This is a genomic window from Microcosmobacter mediterraneus (assembly GCF_031846265.1).
Taxonomy (GTDB): domain Bacteria; phylum Bacteroidota; class Bacteroidia; order Flavobacteriales; family Flavobacteriaceae; genus Microcosmobacter; species Microcosmobacter mediterraneus.
In genome coordinates this window covers 505,119-521,701 of record NZ_JAVRIA010000001.1, presented here as the reverse complement: position 1 = coordinate 521,701, position 16,583 = coordinate 505,119, and the positions used below count along the sequence as shown (strand labels likewise).

Sequence of the window (16,583 nt, the reverse complement as noted above, 5' to 3'; positions counted from 1 at the left end):
TACTAAATATTAGCAACTGCTTTAATTTCTGCAATAAATCGATCAGCCAAATTATTAGCACTCTCTTGAGATGGTGCTTCTGTATATATTCTGATAATAGGTTCTGTGTTACTTTTTCTTAGATGTACCCAACTATCAGCAAAATCAATTTTTACACCATCAATGGTTGATATATTCTCATGATTATAATTAGACTCCATTGTATCTAATATAGTATCAACATCTAACTGTGGAGTAAGCTGAATTTTTTTCTTACTCATATAATAGATAGGATATGAGGCTTTAAGTTCACTTACACTCATTTTCTTCTCAGCTAATAAACTTAAAAATAAAGCCACACCAACTAAAGCGTCTCGTCCATAATGCAATTCAGGGTAGATAATACCACCATTACCTTCACCTCCTATTACAGCATTGGTCTTTTTCATTAAATTAACAACATTCACCTCTCCTACTGCGCTAGCTTGGTATTGTCCATGATGTTTTTCTGTAATATCTCTAAGTGCTCTCGTTGAACTCATATTACTTACAGTATTACCTGGAGTTTTACTTAATACATAATCTGCACAAGCTACAAGTGTATATTCTTCTCCAAACATTTCACCATTCTCGTCTATAAAAGCTAAACGATCTACATCTGGATCTACAACAATACCAAAATCTGCACGCTCTTTAACTACAGCCTCAGACAAATCTGTTAAATGTTCTTTTAAAGGTTCTGGATTATGAGGAAAATGACCATTAGGTTCACAAAAAAGTTTCACACCATGAACACCTAATCTATCAAGAAGCAGTGGTATTGCAATTCCACCTGTTGAGTTTACACCATCTACAACAACTTTAAAATTAGCATTCTCTATTGCTTTTCTATTAACCAAATTCATTTTAAGTACTTCATCTATGTGCATATCAATGTAAGCTTCATTTTTAGTAATTTTCCCTAAGCTATCAACATCAGAAAACAACATAGAATCACTATCTGCAATCTCTAGAATTTTCGCACCATTTTCTGCATCTAAAAATTCACCTTTCTCATTTAACAGTTTTAAAGCGTTCCATTGTTTTGGATTATGACTCGCAGTTAAAATAATCCCTCCATCTGCATGTTCCATTGGCACAGCTACCTCAACAGTTGGTGTAGTAGAAAGCCCCAAATCAATAACATGGATTCCTAGACCAACTAAGGTATTCATTACTAAATTCTGAATCATTTCTCCAGAAATCCTTGCGTCTCTACCAACCACAACACGATAATTTTCTTTCTCACGCCTTTGTTTTAGCCAAGTACCATAAGCAGACGCAAATTTAACAGCGTCAATAGGTGTAAGATTTTCGGATACTTTTCCACCAATTGTTCCTCTAATTCCTGATATAGATTTAATTAAAGTCATTCTAAAATTTGTTTCCGCAAATATACAATTTGAATAGCGTTTATAAATTATGAATTTGTATTTTAGGCTAATGAATTTTTTGGCTCATATTTATCTTTCTGGTGATGATGACTTAATTACAATTGGTAATTTTATTGCAGATGGTATACGAGGAAAAACCTACAAAGATTACCCAAAAGCAGTTCAAATTGGTATTCTTTTGCATAGACAGATAGATACATTCACAGACTCAAACATCATAGTTAAGCAAAGTACTAAGCGGCTTCATAAAAATTATGGACATTACAGTGGTGTTATTGTAGATATTTTATATGATCATTATCTTGCTAAGAATTGGACATCGTATTCTCAAATAGATTTAGAAATATACACACATAATTTCTATGACACTTTAGAGAATAATTTAGAAATATTACCTATGCGTATTAAACGAATGATGCCACATATGATTTCTGATAATTGGCTTTTAAGCTACGCCAACATTGAAGGTATACAGCGGGTTTTAGAAGGTATGAATCGGAGAACACAAAATAAATCTCAAATGAATAAAGCTGTTAAGGAATTACAGTTATATTATGATGAATTTGAAAATGAATTCACTGTTTTTTTTGAGGAACTTAGATTATTCTCTAACCAGATTTTGTTAGACTTAAAAGCTACCTACAACTATGAATAAAGGATTTTATCTTTTACTATTAATGTTCGTAATACACGTTTCCTGTAAAGACAGTAAAAGTAAAAATACAACTAAAGATAAACCCATTGCTAGTTTTGAAAATGGTCTAGTGGTCTCAGCTAGAGAAGAAGCTTCTAAAATTGGTGTAGATATTATGAAACAAGGTGGTAACGCCTTTGATGCGATGCTCGCAACACATTTTGCATTAGCAGTAACTTATCCTTACGCAGGTAATCTAGGTGGTGGTGGTTTTTTGGTATATAGATTAGAAAATACTTTCTCAGAGACACTAGATTTTAGAGAAAAAGCACCACTTGCGGCAACACGTGATATGTACTTAGACAAAGACGGAAACATTATTGAAAATTTAAGCACTCAAGGTGCTTTAGCTATAGGTGTACCTGGCAGTGTTGAAGGTGTTTTTACTGCACATGCTGAATTTGGTTTACTTCCTGTTGAAACCATACTTAAACCAGTCATTGCATTAGCTGAAAACGGTTTTATAGTTACAGAAAAGCAAGCTGCTCGTTTCAAAAAATACGATAGCATATTTAAAGTTGTTAATGAAAAACCAATCATTTATAATGCTACAATAAAGCAAGGAGATACACTTAAAAACATAAAACTTGCTGAAACTTTAAAACGAATTTCTAAATATGGCTATACTGAATTTTACACAGGTAAAACTGCTGATATTCTAATCGATGAGATTTCAGAAAAAGGAGGTATAATTACACATGAAGATCTAAAACAATACGAGTCCAAATGGCGTAAGCCTCTAACCTTTAATTATAAAGATTTAAGAATAATTTCAATGGCTCCACCATCTAGTGGTGGCATATGCTTAGGACAAATCTTAAAAACTATAGAGCCTTATGATCTAAAGTCTTATGGTCATAATTCTAAGAAAATGGTTCAAGTATTTACAGAAGCTGCTAGACGATCCTATGCAGATAGAAGTTTCTTTTTGGGTGACCCAGACTTTATTGATATTCCTAAGCGGCATTTATTGAGCGATGTGTATCTAGAAGAACGCATGAAAGATTTCAATTTCAATAAAGCAACATCATCAGACTCAACTAGTTTTGGTATGATTGAAGGTTACAGTTTTGAAGCTAGCGATTTACCTCTCGAAAGTAATGAAACTACGCACTACTCTATTGTAGACCAACATGGTAATGCTATTTCGGTAACAACAACTCTAAATGGAGCATATGGTTCAAAACTTTTTATTGAAGAGTTAGGTTTTTTTCTCAACAATGAAATGGATGATTTTAGTAGTAAACCAGGAGAACCCAATTTATATGGCTTGGTAGGTGCCGAAGCTAATAGTATAGAACCAAAAAAACGAATGCTAAGTTCTATGACTCCAACAATTGTAGAAAAAGATGGCGATTTATGGATGATTGTTGGTACACCAGGAGGATCTACAATTATTACCACTGTAGCACAAGTTATTTTAAATGTAGAAGAATATGGTATGACCATGCAAGAGGCTGTAGATGCACCACGTTTTCATCATCAATGGCTACCAGATCAAATTACTTTTGAACCAGATAGGTTTAATAAATCACTCTTAAATCAACTAAAGAGCTTAGGTTATAAGACTGTTGAAAAAACTAATATTATAACTGGAAAAGTTGATGCTATTCTAGTTAGAGAGGATGGTACTTATGAAGCAGGAGCTGATTCTAGAGGAGACGACACTGCAAAGGGTTACTAATGAATTTTATTACAGAACTAACAAATCGCTTAGAATCAGAACGACATGCAGAATTCGCTTTGCAAATGCATGAGTACATGAAACGTCAGTTTCCCTTTTTAGGTGTAAAATCACCTCTTAGAAAGCAACTATTAAAAGAAGTACTAGCCAATCATAAAGAAGACGTTATTAAGAATGTACGCAACATTGCTGAAACTTTATACGCTAAGTCAGAGCGAGAATATCACTATTGCGCCATTGAAATTTTAGCTAAAATATTAAGCAAAAAATACAAAGAAGAAGATTTAGAATATATCACAGCATTAATCTATACAAACTCGCATTGGGATACTGTAGATTTTATTGCAAAGCATATTTTAGGTTCTTACCTTCTACAATTCTGGGAAAACAAACAAGAGGTTATTACAAAAATATCGCAATCAGATAATATGTGGTTAAATCGTTCTGCTATCTTATTTCAATTGGGCTACAAAGAACGAACAGATGAAACCATACTTTTTGAACAATGCCTAGCTCATAAGCACTCTAAAGAATTTTTTATACAAAAAGCTATTGGTTGGGCTTTACGAGAATACAGCAAAACTAATCCTGATGCTGTACTTAACTTTGTTGAAACAAATAAATTAAAACCTTTAAGCGCTCGTGAGGCATTAAAACGAATACAATAATGTACGATGTAGTTATACTTACTGACAGAAAACATGCTTACCCAAATGACATAGATGGTTATGTGAAAAATGTCATCGTTGAAGATGCATTACTTCAAAATGCATTAGGGAAAATTGGATTAAAAACTCTGAGATTATCTTGGGACGATGAGCATTTTGATTGGTCTTCAACAAGATCTGTTTTATTTAGAACAACTTGGGATTATTTTGACCGCTTTGATGAATTCTCATCATGGTTGAATACGGTTTCAAAACAAACAAGACTCATTAATTCTGAGGCAATTATTCGTTGGAATATTGATAAACATTATTTAAAAGATTTAAGCAACAATGGTGTGCATATAGCAGAAACCTATTTTATTGAGAAAGGCTCTTTAAAATCCTTGAAACAAATTCACGAAGAGTTAAATTGGGCTGAAACAGTGCTTAAACCTTGTGTGTCTGGTGGTGGATGGCATACCTATCGTTTAAATTCTGAAACTATTCCGCAGCATGAAGCAATATTTGAGAAGCTTATAGCTCAACAATCTATGATATTACAACCCTTTCAACATAATATTGTGAGTAAAGGTGAAGTCTCCTTTATGGTCTTTAATGGACAGTTTACACATGCAGTTTTAAAAAAGGCGAAACAAGGCGATTTTAGAGTTCAAGACGATTTTGGAGGTACAGTACATAATTACATAGCTTCAGAAGAAGAGGTGAAATTTGCCGAGAATACTGTGAATGCTTGTAAAGAAATGCCTTTATATGCAAGGGTTGATGCATTTATTGATAATTCCGGAAAATTAGCACTAGCAGAGTTAGAATTAATAGAACCCGAACTTTGGTTTAGAAATCATCCAAAAGCTGCTGAGATTTTAGCCGAAGGTATTAAAGAAGCCCTTTGATACGTTTTGTCGTTCCGCAAATGAAGCGGAATAAATAAAAAAATGACTAAAAGATTTAAAAAAATATTAGGTACAATTGTGTTCCTAACCTTACCATCGCTCCTATTCTTTGGGTTTTTGTTTTTTAAATACAATGAGCCTCTACCAGAGGGTGCGCAAGGAAATGATGCTGATAATCTTGCCATTAAAATGCTAGATGCTTTAAATGATAACGCTTATCATAACACAGATTATATTGAATTTACATTTGAAAACAGACACCATTACAAATGGTTTAAATCTGACAATACATGCGAAGTTCATTGGGATCATTTCATTGTTTTACTAGATTTAGAAGAAAAAGATAGCTCTAAAGTTTTTGTGGCTAACAACGAATATAATGGTATTGAAAAACAAGATTATATTAAAAAAGGATTGTCCTACTTTAATAATGACACCTTTTGGTTAGTAGCTCCATATAAAGTATTTGATCCAGGTGTAGAGCGTCGTTTAGTAAAAACCAAAGATAATAAAGAAGCATTGTTAGTTACCTATACATCTGGCGGATCAACACCTGGAGATTCGTATTTATGGCATTTAGATGATTTCGGTAAACCTAAGAGTTTTCAAATGTGGACCTCTATTCTACCAATCGATGGTTTAGAGGCCACATGGACAAATTGGATCACAACTGAAAGTGGTGCTCAGATGCCAACATTTCACAAACTACTATTTTTAGGGATTGAGATTGGAGATGTTATTGGAATTCAAAATAAAGATGAATTAAAAAAAGATGATATTTCTAGTTTAGATGTCATTTTCATGAGAACAGGAATGTCCTCACCTATCCCAATTCAAGATATGTATTTAAGAAGTTTATTTGAATCTAATGATGATAGAATACATAAAAAAGTGATCACAAACAGAACTTTTTTAAATAAATTCATAAAAGCTTATAAAAAATTAAAGCCATTAAATCAAGATGGTCATTTTAAAGATTCCAGGTTCTCTATTTTAGTAAATTATAAATCAAAAGATACAGATACACTAGGATTAACTGAAGAAGGTGGTATAATCACCATAAATGATTCACTTTATGAAAGTTCAGAAAGGCTAGCAAATATTTTAAAAAAAGAATTATTGTATTACATCAAATATTAATTCAATACTCTATCCAAAATTAAATAGTTGATTAAATGTCATATCGAGCGGAGTCGAGATATCTATTTATAAGATTTCGCCATTACTATAAAAATGACAAACCTACTTACTATTAACTATTTAGAACGTTGCCCAACAAACTGCTGAGTCTTTAACTTAAAAAGCACATTAAAACTGGTTAAGCTTCCGTAACTTCTGGTAATATATTGCTGAAGGTCTATTTTCTCTTGTTCCTCTAAATTACTAGAATTAATCTTTTGTTCCATAACGCGCAAGCGATCACGAACCATCGTTATTTTATGAAAAAACTTATCAATAGGCAATTCATTAGACTTTAAATTGTCGTCACCTGGTTGCATAATAAGTTTACCACCTTTCCATTTATCTGCAATTGAAACCACTTCAGAAACATCACTCCATTTTTTAAGTATATCAAGTAAACTTTTCTCTACCTCATAAAAGCTAACGGTATCAACCTCATCTTCTGCAGCGTCGATAACTTCAAATTCAGAATCAATATCAATAGTTTCTAATCCATTATCAATAAAGGTTACCCAATAATGTATTGCCGTTACATTAGTGACCACACCTTTTCCAAATTCAGAATGGTTAATCCGAGATCCAATGCCAAGTAATTTCATATGCAATTTATTAAATGATTTGTTGTAACAAGTATACTAATTATTCAAAACTATTTTAAGGATTTCCTATATTTATGTTAATACATAATTCTATTTCAGGAATTATTGAGAACTTTAATACTAAATCAGCTATAATGAGATTACAATCACTTTTACTCTGCTTCCTTTTTCTAGCAACGTGGTCTTGCCAATCGCAAGACAATGACTCTTGTGAATTTAAAGATAAAATTACGATACCTTATGATGACTGTGGTTATGTTGAAGTTCCAAACACATGGAGTGATTTATCTCAAGGTTACACCAAAATTGCTTATATCGTTTTTAAATCTAAATCTGAAAACCCTAAAGAAGATCCTGTAGTTTTTGTACAGGGTGGACCAGGTGGAAATGTTTTACCATCAGCACATTTATACGCCAATATAAATTTAGATGCTGATCGCGATTTTATTTTATATGATCAACGTGGTATTGGATTTTCTAATGAAATTTGCCCAGGACTAAGTGCATCGTTCTTAGAACTAATGGCTAGTGATATTACATTAGACAAAGAAGATGAAGCATTGCTAGAAGCTAGTTCAGATTGTATAAAATCTTTAAAAGACCAATCCTTTAAAATGGCTTTTGGGACCACAGAGAGTGCCAAAGATTTAGAAGCTCTCAGGAAACATTTGGGTTATAAACAACTCAATTTATTTGGAGGTTCTTATGGCACACGATTGTCTATGAAATATATGGAGTTGTACCCAAATAGTGTAAGAACAGCTATTTTATCAGGTTTGTTTCCACCAGAAATAAGATTATACGATAAAATTTACACAAATATTAATCGTTCTATTGAACTCCTATTTACGACTTGTAAACAAGATGCAGACTGCAATACAAAATACCCAAATCTTAAATTAGAATTTGAAGCCATTTGTAAGGCTCTAGATAAACAACCAAAAACGTTTCTCATAGGCGAAACTAATTTTGTAATTAATAAGCAAGATTTCTTACTACTATTACAGCAATTACTGTATGACAGACAAACCATAGCTAATACACCTAATTTTATCATGGCATTTAAGTCTGGTAATACAGAAGTGCTCTCTCAATCAATCCAAGCTTTTGCAGCCAGATTAAGTGTAATCAATGTTGCTACATATTGGTCAGTGAATAGCCTTGATGAGAAAAAGTTTAAGAATAAAAGTTTACTGCAAAAGGATGCAGCGCAATACCCACTACTAAGCTCAGGAATTAGCCTGTTTGGCTCAGATCCTGATGTTATGAAACATTGGCCTTCAAATACAGCAGACCAAACTCCTATGATAGCCTTAAAATCTGATATTCCTACCTTACTAATTAGTGGAGAATGGGATCCAGTAACGCCACCTTCTAACGGAGAGATAGTTTTAAAATCCTTAAAAAATGGTTCTCATGTTGTCTTTCCAAACGATGGTCATTGTCCTATTAACTTATGTTTCTTTAATATGGCTAAGGGTTTTCTAAATAATCCATTAGAAAAAGTAGATGATGCTTGTGCTAAAACACCAAATCCTATCCAATTTAATTAAGGATTTAATGCCTAAAGTTTTGTTTATAACAAAGTGTTAAGCCTTTCTTTTTTAATACTCAAATGAGTAACTTTGCAACTTTGTCTATCCAACAGGTAGCTTAACCCATTTATGAGTCAATTTGAAGAGCATATTGAAGTTAAAGGTGCACGTGTTCATAATTTAAAGAACATCGATGTTACGATTCCTAGAGAACAATTAGTTGTAATTACTGGTTTATCTGGAAGTGGGAAGTCGTCTTTAGCATTTGACACGATTTATGCCGAAGGTCAACGACGTTACATCGAAACATTTTCCGCGTATGCAAGGCAATTTCTTGGTGGATTAGAACGACCAGATGTAGATAAAATTGATGGTCTCTCTCCTGTCATTGCTATCGAGCAAAAAACAACAAGCAAATCGCCACGATCTACTGTAGGAACTATCACTGAAATTTATGACTTCTTACGTCTATTGTTTGCCAGAGCAAGTGATGCTTACAGTTATAATACTGGCGAAAAAATGGTAAGCTATAGTGATGAGCAAATTAAAGCACTCATTGTTAACAGTTTTGAAGGCAAACGCATTAATATTTTAGCTCCAGTTATACGATCTAGGAAAGGACATTATCGCGAACTCTTTGAGCAAATAGCAAAACAAGGGTTTGTGAAAGTTAGAACAGATGGTGAGATTAAAGACCTTGTTAAAGGCATGAAACTAGATCGTTATAAAACACATGATATAGAAATAGTCATCGATCGTCTTAAAATTGATGCTACAGTAGATAATGATAAACGCTTAACTGAAACTATTAACACAGCCATGTATCATGGAAATAATGTACTTATGGTTATAGATCAAGATTCTGGTGAAGTTCGTTATTTTAGTCGTAATTTAATGTGTCCTTCTTCTGGAATATCCTATCCAAATCCAGAACCTAATAACTTTTCTTTTAATTCTCCAAAAGGTGCTTGTGACAATTGTAATGGTATTGGAGAACTTTATAAAGTTAATGAGAAAAAAATAATTCCAGATGATAGTCTATCTATCCAAAATGGTGCATTAGCACCTCATGGACCTCAAAAAAACAGTTGGATATTTAAGCAGTTTGAAACGATAGCGCAACGCTATAAGTTTTCGTTAAGTGATCCATATAAATCTATTCCTAAGGACGCTAAAGAGATGATACTTTACGGTGGCAATGAAAAGTTCTCAGTAGAAAGTAAAAGTCTTGGTGTTACAAGAGATTATAATATTGATTTTGAAGGCGTAGCCAATTTTATTGAAAGTCAGTATAAAAATTCAGACTCTAGATCTTTAAAACGTTGGGCTAAAGATTATATGGATAAAATATCATGTCCTACTTGCGAAGGTTCTCGATTGAAAAAAGAATCACTTTACTTTAAAGTGAATGACAAAAATATTTCGGAATTAGCACATATGGATATTTCCGAACTCTCAGAATGGTTTAGTAGCTTAAGTAATAATCTCAGTGAAAAGCAACTAAAAATTGCTGAAGAGATTATAAAAGAAATCAAGACCAGACTTCAGTTTTTATTAGATGTTGGCTTGAACTATTTATCCTTAAACCGAAGTTCTAAATCACTATCAGGAGGAGAAGCGCAACGTATTCGTTTGGCAACTCAAATTGGCTCTCAACTCGTTGGAGTCCTTTATATTTTAGATGAACCTAGTATTGGTTTACATCAACGTGATAATGAAAAATTGATTAATTCTTTAGAATCTCTTCGAGATGTTGGAAATTCTGTCATCGTAGTTGAGCACGATAAGGATATGATAGAACGTGCAGATTATGTTATTGATATTGGTCCAAAAGCAGGTAAATATGGTGGCGAAATAATAAGTATAGGAAATCCTGATGAACTAAAATCACACAATACACTTACTGCTGATTACCTTAATGGTACTAAAGAAATTGAGGTGCCAGCAAAACGACGAAAAGGAAACGGAAAGTCGATAAAACTCACTGGTTGCACAGGGAATAATTTAAAGAATGTCTCCATAGAAATTCCGCTTGGTAAAATGATAGGCGTCACAGGAGTTTCTGGTAGTGGTAAATCAACGCTTATAAATGAGACGCTATACCCAATAATGAATGCACATTATTTTAATGGCGTAAAACGACCAATGCCTTATAAATCCATTAAAGGATTAGAACATATAGATAAGGTTATTGATATTAATCAATCACCAATAGGACGAACACCTCGAAGTAATCCTGCTACTTATACTGGAACCTTTAGTGAAATTAGAAGTTTATTTTCTAAAATCCCTGAGGCTATGATTCGTGGTTATAAGCCAGGACGTTTCAGTTTTAATGTAAAAGGAGGTCGTTGCGAAACTTGTCAAGGTGGTGGATTACGTGTTATAGAAATGAATTTTTTACCAGATGTTTATGTAGAATGTGAAACCTGCCAAGGCAAACGTTTTAATAGAGAAACCTTAGAAATTCGTTATAAAGGAAAATCGATCAGTGATGTCCTAAATATGACCATAAATGAAGCTGTAGATTTCTTTGAGCATATTCCAAAAATTCACAAAAAACTAAAAACCATAAAAGATGTTGGCTTAGGGTATATTACACTTGGTCAGCAGAGCACAACCCTTTCTGGTGGTGAAGCACAGCGTATTAAACTAGCTACAGAATTGAGTAAACGAGATACTGGCAATACTTTTTACATACTAGATGAACCTACGACTGGTCTTCATTTTGAAGATATTAGAGTGTTAATGCAAGTCCTTAATAAATTAGTAGACAAAGGCAATACGGTTTTAATAATTGAGCATAACTTAGATGTTATTAAAATGGTGGATCACATCATAGATATTGGCTACGAAGGCGGAAAAGGTGGTGGCGAAATTGTTGCCAAAGGGTCTCCAGAACAATTAATAAAAGATAAAAAAAGTTACACAGCTAAATTCTTAAAAAAGGAATTAGTGAAACAAAACGTATAAAACGAAACGATTATGAGAAAAGAACACAATCACAAAGGCTGGAATGAAATTAAAACCAATGATTCATGGGCAATTTTCAAAATCATGGGTGAATTCGTTAATGGTTACGAAAAGCTCAGTAAAATTGGTCCTTGTGTATCAATTTTTGGTTCTGCACGGACAAAACCAGATCATAAATACTACAAACTCGCTGTAGAAGTTGCTGAAAAAATTGTAGCTCATGGTTATGGTGTTATCACTGGTGGTGGACCAGGAATTATGGAAGCTGGTAACAAAGGTGCTCATATTGCTGGTGGAACTTCGGTTGGTCTAAACATTGAATTACCTTTTGAACAGCATGACAATCCTTATATAGATTCTGATAAGAGTCTTGATTTCGATTATTTCTTTGTTAGAAAGGTAATGTTTGTAAAATACTCTCAAGGTTTTGTGGTAATGCCTGGTGGTTTTGGAACATTAGATGAATTATTTGAAGCCATTACACTAATACAGACTCATAAAATTGAAAAGTTTCCAATTATTTTAGTTGGGAAAGAGTTTTGGGTAGGTTTAATGGATTGGGTTAAGAAAACTTTATTAGAATCAAACAACAATATTAGTGCTAAAGACTTAGATCTAATACACTTAGTAGATACATCTGATGAAGTCATAAACATCCTAGATAGTTTCTATAAAGAATACGGATTAAGTCCAAATTTCTAGGAAATCTAAGCGCCTACTTATAACAATGACACAACTATGAAAAAGAAAAAAATTACATTGCTAATCTATGGCATTATGCTATGTTTTAGTGGTGTTAAAGGGCAAGAGAACTTAAAAGTGATGTTCTACAATGTGCTTAACTATCCTCTTGAAGATGCTGTACCAAATAGAATAGACGATTTAGGCGTAATATTAAACGATTATGAGCCAGATTTATTTATGATTTGTGAACTCAATAATGAATCTGGAGCCATGGATATTCTTAATTCACTTAAAACCAATGTATCTGCTAATTTTGAAATGGCCAATTTTGAGCTTAATACATCTGATGATACAGGAAGTGATCAAAACGATCTGCAGAATTTAATCTATTACAATAGTGAAAAATTTAGTTTACAAAGCCAAGATATTGTCACTACAATTTTTAGAGATTTTAATGTCTATAACTTACGATTAAACTCTACAGATCAAAATACGAATCCTATTGATTTTACTGCAATCGTTTGTCATCTCAAAGCATCTAATGGACTTGCGAATGAAGCGTTAAGAGAACAAATGGTTGAAGACTTGGAAGATTATTTAGACCTCTTACCAGCAGAAACCAAAGTGTTATTAGCTGGTGACTTTAATATGTATACAAGTTCAGAAGATGGTTTTCAGGCACTAACCGACTTTAACAATAATATTTGGTTTATGGATCCTGCAGATCGTGTTGGTAGTTGGAGTAATAACACAAACTACTTAGATGTATTTACACAATCTACGAGAACACAAACAGGATTGGGAGGCGCAACTGGAGGTTTTGATGATCGTTTCGATTTTATAATGACAACAGAAAATCTAATGATTGATCCTGAATTGTCTTATGTAGCTAACTCTTATAAGGTGTTTGGTAATAATAACAACCCAAACTGTTATAATAGCAGAATAAATAGCAGTGATTGTTCAGGCTCTGATTTTTCTTTTGCTATAAGAGAAGCGCTTCATAACTTTAGTGATCATCTGCCTGTTACGATTGAGCTACAAACCAATGCATCACTTACAAATCAAGAATTTTTAGCTGAGGCCAATATAGAGTTTGTTGATGGCAACTTAATTTCAGATCAATTACGATTAAAAATTAATCCTTCTATTGTAATCACAAGTCCTATAGAAATATATGATGCTTTAGGGCATTTAGTAAAAACTATTACGCTGTCAAATTCAATAATTCAAACAGTTACAGTTTCAGAATTATCTAATGGATTATACTTTTTACGTTTTCCTGAAGTTAACATAGAGACTTTAAAATTTATTAAAAACTAGTTGAAAATCAATATCTACATACTATTTAGTTTTCTTTTTTGTGTCACAATTAAGGCACAAAACACTATGACTATTGATGCTGAGCTAGATCCATATACCAAAACTATTCATATTGAACAAACCATAACTTTCTATAATAATTACGAGCAACCACTATTTTCATTATATCTAAATGATTGGAATCACAGTTACTCATCAAAATCAACACCACTTGCTAAACGTTTTGCTGAGGAGTTTAATAACAAGTTTCATTTTGCTAAGAAAAAAGATAGAGGCTATACGATGATTTCTGCTATAAAAGGTGATAAAAATCAAGACTTAACCTTTAAAAGATTAGATAATCAGCAAGATGTGGTTAGAGTATTTTTAAAACAACCTGTTTTACCAAAATCATCTTACACGCTAACTTTAAGCTACGATGTCATTGTTCCTAGTGATAAATTTACGTCTAATGGTGTTACTGAAGACAATGTTTATAATTTAAAATATTGGTATATGACGTTGGCTGTTTTTGATGGTAATTGGCAATATTATAGTAATAAAAATATAGATGATCTTTATGTAGAAAAAAACGATATTACTCTAAAGCTAACCTATCCATTAAATTATACCCTAGTTTCAGATTTAGACAGAGCTAATACAGAGCCATTAGGAAGTAAACAACAAACCTTTTTTACTGGAAAAGATAGAGTAAGTAGTGAAATTATTTTTACCAGACTTTCAACGTATGAATTTGTACAGACTGATGATTTTACGATTATCTCTAATCTTCCAGACAAGGGAATAGATGGTGCTGAGAAAGCAATAATCACAGATAAAATTACTCGTTTTATAACTGAGCATCTTGGACAATATCCTCATAAATCGTTATTGGTTTCAGAAATTGAATATAAAAAAGATCCACTTTATGGTTTAAACCAACTTCCTGATTTTTTAAGACCTTTTCCAGACAACTTTCAATATGAAATAAAACTCTTTAAAACAGCTTTAAAAAGATATTTAGATAATACACTCTTGGTAAATCCTAGAACCGATTATTGGTTAAGAGATGGTCTAATCATTTATTATTTAATGAAGTACATTGAAACTTTTTATCCAAATACCAAACTTATTGGAACACTTGCTAATATTTGGGGAATTCGCTCGTTTCATGCAGCAGATTTAAAATACAATGATCAGTTTAATTTGTATTATATGCAAATGGCAAGAACGAACAGAGATCAGCCCTTAACAACATCTAAAGATTCGCTCATAAAATTTAATGCAAGTATTGCAGGAAAATATAAAGCAGGTGTAGGTCTTCGTTATTTAGATAACTTTATAAATAATGGTGTCGTAGAAAAATCGATTCAACAATTTTTAAAAGATAATCAACTTAAATCTACGAAAACTAAGGCTTTTGAAACTATTTTAAAACAAAATTCAGAAAAAAATATTGATTGGTTTTTTAATGAATATATAGCTTCTAGAGTAAAGTTAGATTTTAGAATAAAAGATATTGAAACACAGGAGGATTCCGTTACGTTTACAATAAAAAATAAACGACAAAACTCAATGCCTGTTTCACTCTTTAAGTTAAAGAACGATACCATCGTTAGTAAAGAATGGATTGAAAATATAACAGGAGAAAAAACACTCACTCTACCCAAAGACAATTTAGATAAGCTAGCATTAAACTTTGATGGTACTATTCCTGAATTTAATCTGCGAGATAATTATAAATCTTTAAAACCTTCGATTTTTGGAAATAAGCCCTTGCAGTTACGATTAGTAAAAGACATTGAAGACCCTTACTATAATCAAATATTTTTAATGCCAATAGTGCAGTTTAAGAATATTTACGATGGTCTTACCTTAGGGACTAAATTTTACAATAAGACGCTTTTGCGTAAACGACTTAACTACAGGTTTTCGCCTCAGTATGCAACTAATTCAAGAGCTCTAACTGGAGGTGGCTCTGTATTTTACATACAAAACATTGAAAAAAATCAAGATTTATTTAGTATAACTTATGGTGTTGGTGGAAGTTACTCTTCGTTTGCTGAAGATGCCTTTGTTACAAAAATTACTCCTAGTATTCGTTTAAGTTTTAGGGATAAAGACAATTTTAGATCTAACAAACGATACTCCATCCTAGCCAGGTTTTCTAGTATAAAACAAGAGATTGGTGATGACGCAATTGTAGATGTTGTTGAGCCAGATTATAATGTATTTAATTTAAGGTTTTCGCAATCGTATATAGACTTGTTAAAGTTTGAGAATTCTAGATTCGATTTACAATTTGCCAAAGATTTCGGAAAAGCATCATTTAATTATAGATATAGAAAATTATTAAATAGCAATCAGCAATTCAGCTTTAGGTTTTTTGCAGGTTTATTTATCTATAACAATACTGATCCAACATCAAATTATTTTAGTTTTGCGTTAGATAGACCAACAGATTACCTGTTTGACTATAATTATCTCGGACGTTCAGAAGCATCAGGAATATTTAGCCAGCAATTAATTTTAGCTGAAGGTGGATTTAAATCAAAGTTGCAACCAGCTTTTGCCAATCAATGGATGACAACAAGCAATGTAAGTATTTCCATTTGGCGTTATATACAGGCTTATGGTGATTTAGGCTTAGTAAAAAATAAAGATTTCAACGCGGAATTTGTCTATGGCTCTGGTATTCGGTTAAATCTTGTGCAAGACTATTTTGAAATCTATTTCCCAGTATATTCTAACCTTGGATGGGAAATTGCACAAGATAATTACGACCAAAAGATTAGATTTATTTTTACAGCAGATTTAGATACATTATTTGGTTTATTTAGACGTAAATGGTATTAAATTTAGATCTCTTTAATTTATCAATTTCATAATTGAAATTTGATTCTTTTATTTTTTTTATATCATTCTTACTAAAAACCAGTTTTTACTAGATTTTTATTAAG

General features: G+C 32.4%; 12 protein-coding genes. 10 read left to right on the top strand and 2 right to left on the bottom strand.

Going from position 1 to position 16,583, the window contains the following annotated elements; translation table 11 throughout:
* Window positions 1–2: 2 nt before the first annotated feature.
* Window positions 3–1,391 carry a phosphoglucosamine mutase gene (glmM, locus tag RM697_RS02425; RefSeq protein ID WP_311426252.1) on the bottom strand — a complete coding sequence of 463 codons (1,389 nt, stop codon included), beginning with the start codon at window positions 1,389–1,391 and terminating at the stop codon, window positions 3–5.
* A gap of 70 nt (window positions 1,392–1,461) precedes the next feature.
* On the opposite strand from glmM, the gene RM697_RS02420 reads away from it, so the two are divergent.
* The 5 genes from RM697_RS02420 to RM697_RS02400 are packed head-to-tail and all read left to right on the top strand — an operon-like array spanning window position 1,462 to window position 6,488.
* Window positions 1,462–2,067 (top strand): acyl carrier protein phosphodiesterase, encoded by a 606-nt coding sequence (locus tag RM697_RS02420; RefSeq protein ID WP_311426467.1) that lies wholly within the window; start codon window positions 1,462–1,464, stop codon window positions 2,065–2,067.
* Window positions 2,060–3,790, top strand: a complete 1,731-nt coding sequence (ggt, locus tag RM697_RS02415) for a gamma-glutamyltransferase (RefSeq protein WP_311426251.1) — start codon at window positions 2,060–2,062, stop codon at window positions 3,788–3,790. The genes RM697_RS02420 and ggt overlap by 8 nt, the downstream gene beginning before the upstream one ends.
* On the top strand, window positions 3,790–4,458 hold the full coding sequence (locus RM697_RS02410) for a DNA alkylation repair protein (protein WP_311426250.1): 669 nt from the start codon (window positions 3,790–3,792) through the stop codon (window positions 4,456–4,458). The genes ggt and RM697_RS02410 overlap by 1 nt, the downstream gene beginning before the upstream one ends.
* On the top strand, window positions 4,458–5,348 hold the full coding sequence (locus tag RM697_RS02405; RefSeq protein ID WP_311426249.1) for an ATP-grasp domain-containing protein: 891 nt from the start codon (window positions 4,458–4,460) through the stop codon (window positions 5,346–5,348). The genes RM697_RS02410 and RM697_RS02405 overlap by 1 nt, the downstream gene beginning before the upstream one ends.
* Window positions 5,349–5,390: 42 nt before the next feature.
* On the top strand, window positions 5,391–6,488 hold the full coding sequence (locus RM697_RS02400; RefSeq protein ID WP_311426248.1) for a hypothetical protein: 1,098 nt from the start codon (window positions 5,391–5,393) through the stop codon (window positions 6,486–6,488).
* Between the two features lie 116 nt (window positions 6,489–6,604).
* Here RM697_RS02400 and RM697_RS02395 read toward each other — a convergent pair whose 3' ends face one another.
* Window positions 6,605–7,129, bottom strand: a complete 525-nt coding sequence (locus RM697_RS02395; protein ID WP_311426247.1) for a DUF8685 domain-containing protein — start codon at window positions 7,127–7,129, stop codon at window positions 6,605–6,607.
* 134 nt (window positions 7,130–7,263) lie between these two features.
* On the opposite strand from RM697_RS02395, the gene RM697_RS02390 reads away from it, so the two are divergent.
* The 5 genes from RM697_RS02390 to RM697_RS02370 all read left to right on the top strand — a co-directional run bounded on the left by RM697_RS02390 (window position 7,264) and on the right by RM697_RS02370 (window position 16,479).
* On the top strand, window positions 7,264–8,682 hold the full coding sequence (locus tag RM697_RS02390; protein ID WP_311426246.1) for an alpha/beta fold hydrolase: 1,419 nt from the start codon (window positions 7,264–7,266) through the stop codon (window positions 8,680–8,682).
* 111 nt (window positions 8,683–8,793) lie between these two features.
* On the top strand, window positions 8,794–11,637 hold the full coding sequence (gene uvrA, locus RM697_RS02385) for an excinuclease ABC subunit UvrA (protein WP_311426245.1): 2,844 nt from the start codon (window positions 8,794–8,796) through the stop codon (window positions 11,635–11,637).
* A 12-nt stretch (window positions 11,638–11,649) separates the two neighbouring features.
* Window positions 11,650–12,339, top strand: a complete 690-nt coding sequence (locus RM697_RS02380) for an LOG family protein (protein WP_311426244.1) — start codon at window positions 11,650–11,652, stop codon at window positions 12,337–12,339.
* Between the two features lie 36 nt (window positions 12,340–12,375).
* Complete coding sequence (locus RM697_RS02375) at window positions 12,376–13,644, top strand: endonuclease/exonuclease/phosphatase family protein (protein WP_311426243.1); 1,269 nt, start codon at window positions 12,376–12,378, stop codon at window positions 13,642–13,644.
* 66 nt (window positions 13,645–13,710) lie between these two features.
* Window positions 13,711–16,479 carry a gluzincin family metallopeptidase gene (locus RM697_RS02370; protein ID WP_311426242.1) on the top strand — a complete coding sequence of 923 codons (2,769 nt, stop codon included), beginning with the start codon at window positions 13,711–13,713 and terminating at the stop codon, window positions 16,477–16,479.
* The last annotated feature ends 104 nt before the right edge of the window (window positions 16,480–16,583 follow it).

Excerpts from the sequence above, each read along its gene's own strand:
- glmM (WP_311426252.1), bottom strand. The coding sequence starts at position 1,391 with ATGACTTTAATTAAATCTATATCAGGAATTAGAGGAACAATTGGTGGA.
- RM697_RS02420 (WP_311426467.1), top strand. The coding sequence starts at position 1,462 with ATGAATTTTTTGGCTCATATTTATCTTTCTGGTGATGATGACTTAATT.
- ggt (WP_311426251.1), top strand. The coding sequence starts at position 2,060 with ATGAATAAAGGATTTTATCTTTTACTATTAATGTTCGTAATACACGTT.
- RM697_RS02410 (WP_311426250.1), top strand. The coding sequence starts at position 3,790 with ATGAATTTTATTACAGAACTAACAAATCGCTTAGAATCAGAACGACAT.
- RM697_RS02405 (WP_311426249.1), top strand. The coding sequence starts at position 4,458 with ATGTACGATGTAGTTATACTTACTGACAGAAAACATGCTTACCCAAAT.
- RM697_RS02400 (WP_311426248.1), top strand. The coding sequence starts at position 5,391 with ATGACTAAAAGATTTAAAAAAATATTAGGTACAATTGTGTTCCTAACC.
- RM697_RS02395 (WP_311426247.1), bottom strand. The coding sequence starts at position 7,129 with ATGAAATTACTTGGCATTGGATCTCGGATTAACCATTCTGAATTTGGA.
- RM697_RS02390 (WP_311426246.1), top strand. The coding sequence starts at position 7,264 with ATGAGATTACAATCACTTTTACTCTGCTTCCTTTTTCTAGCAACGTGG.
- uvrA (WP_311426245.1), top strand. The coding sequence starts at position 8,794 with ATGAGTCAATTTGAAGAGCATATTGAAGTTAAAGGTGCACGTGTTCAT.
- RM697_RS02380 (WP_311426244.1), top strand. The coding sequence starts at position 11,650 with ATGAGAAAAGAACACAATCACAAAGGCTGGAATGAAATTAAAACCAAT.
- RM697_RS02375 (WP_311426243.1), top strand. The coding sequence starts at position 12,376 with ATGAAAAAGAAAAAAATTACATTGCTAATCTATGGCATTATGCTATGT.
- RM697_RS02370 (WP_311426242.1), top strand. The coding sequence starts at position 13,711 with ATGACTATTGATGCTGAGCTAGATCCATATACCAAAACTATTCATATT.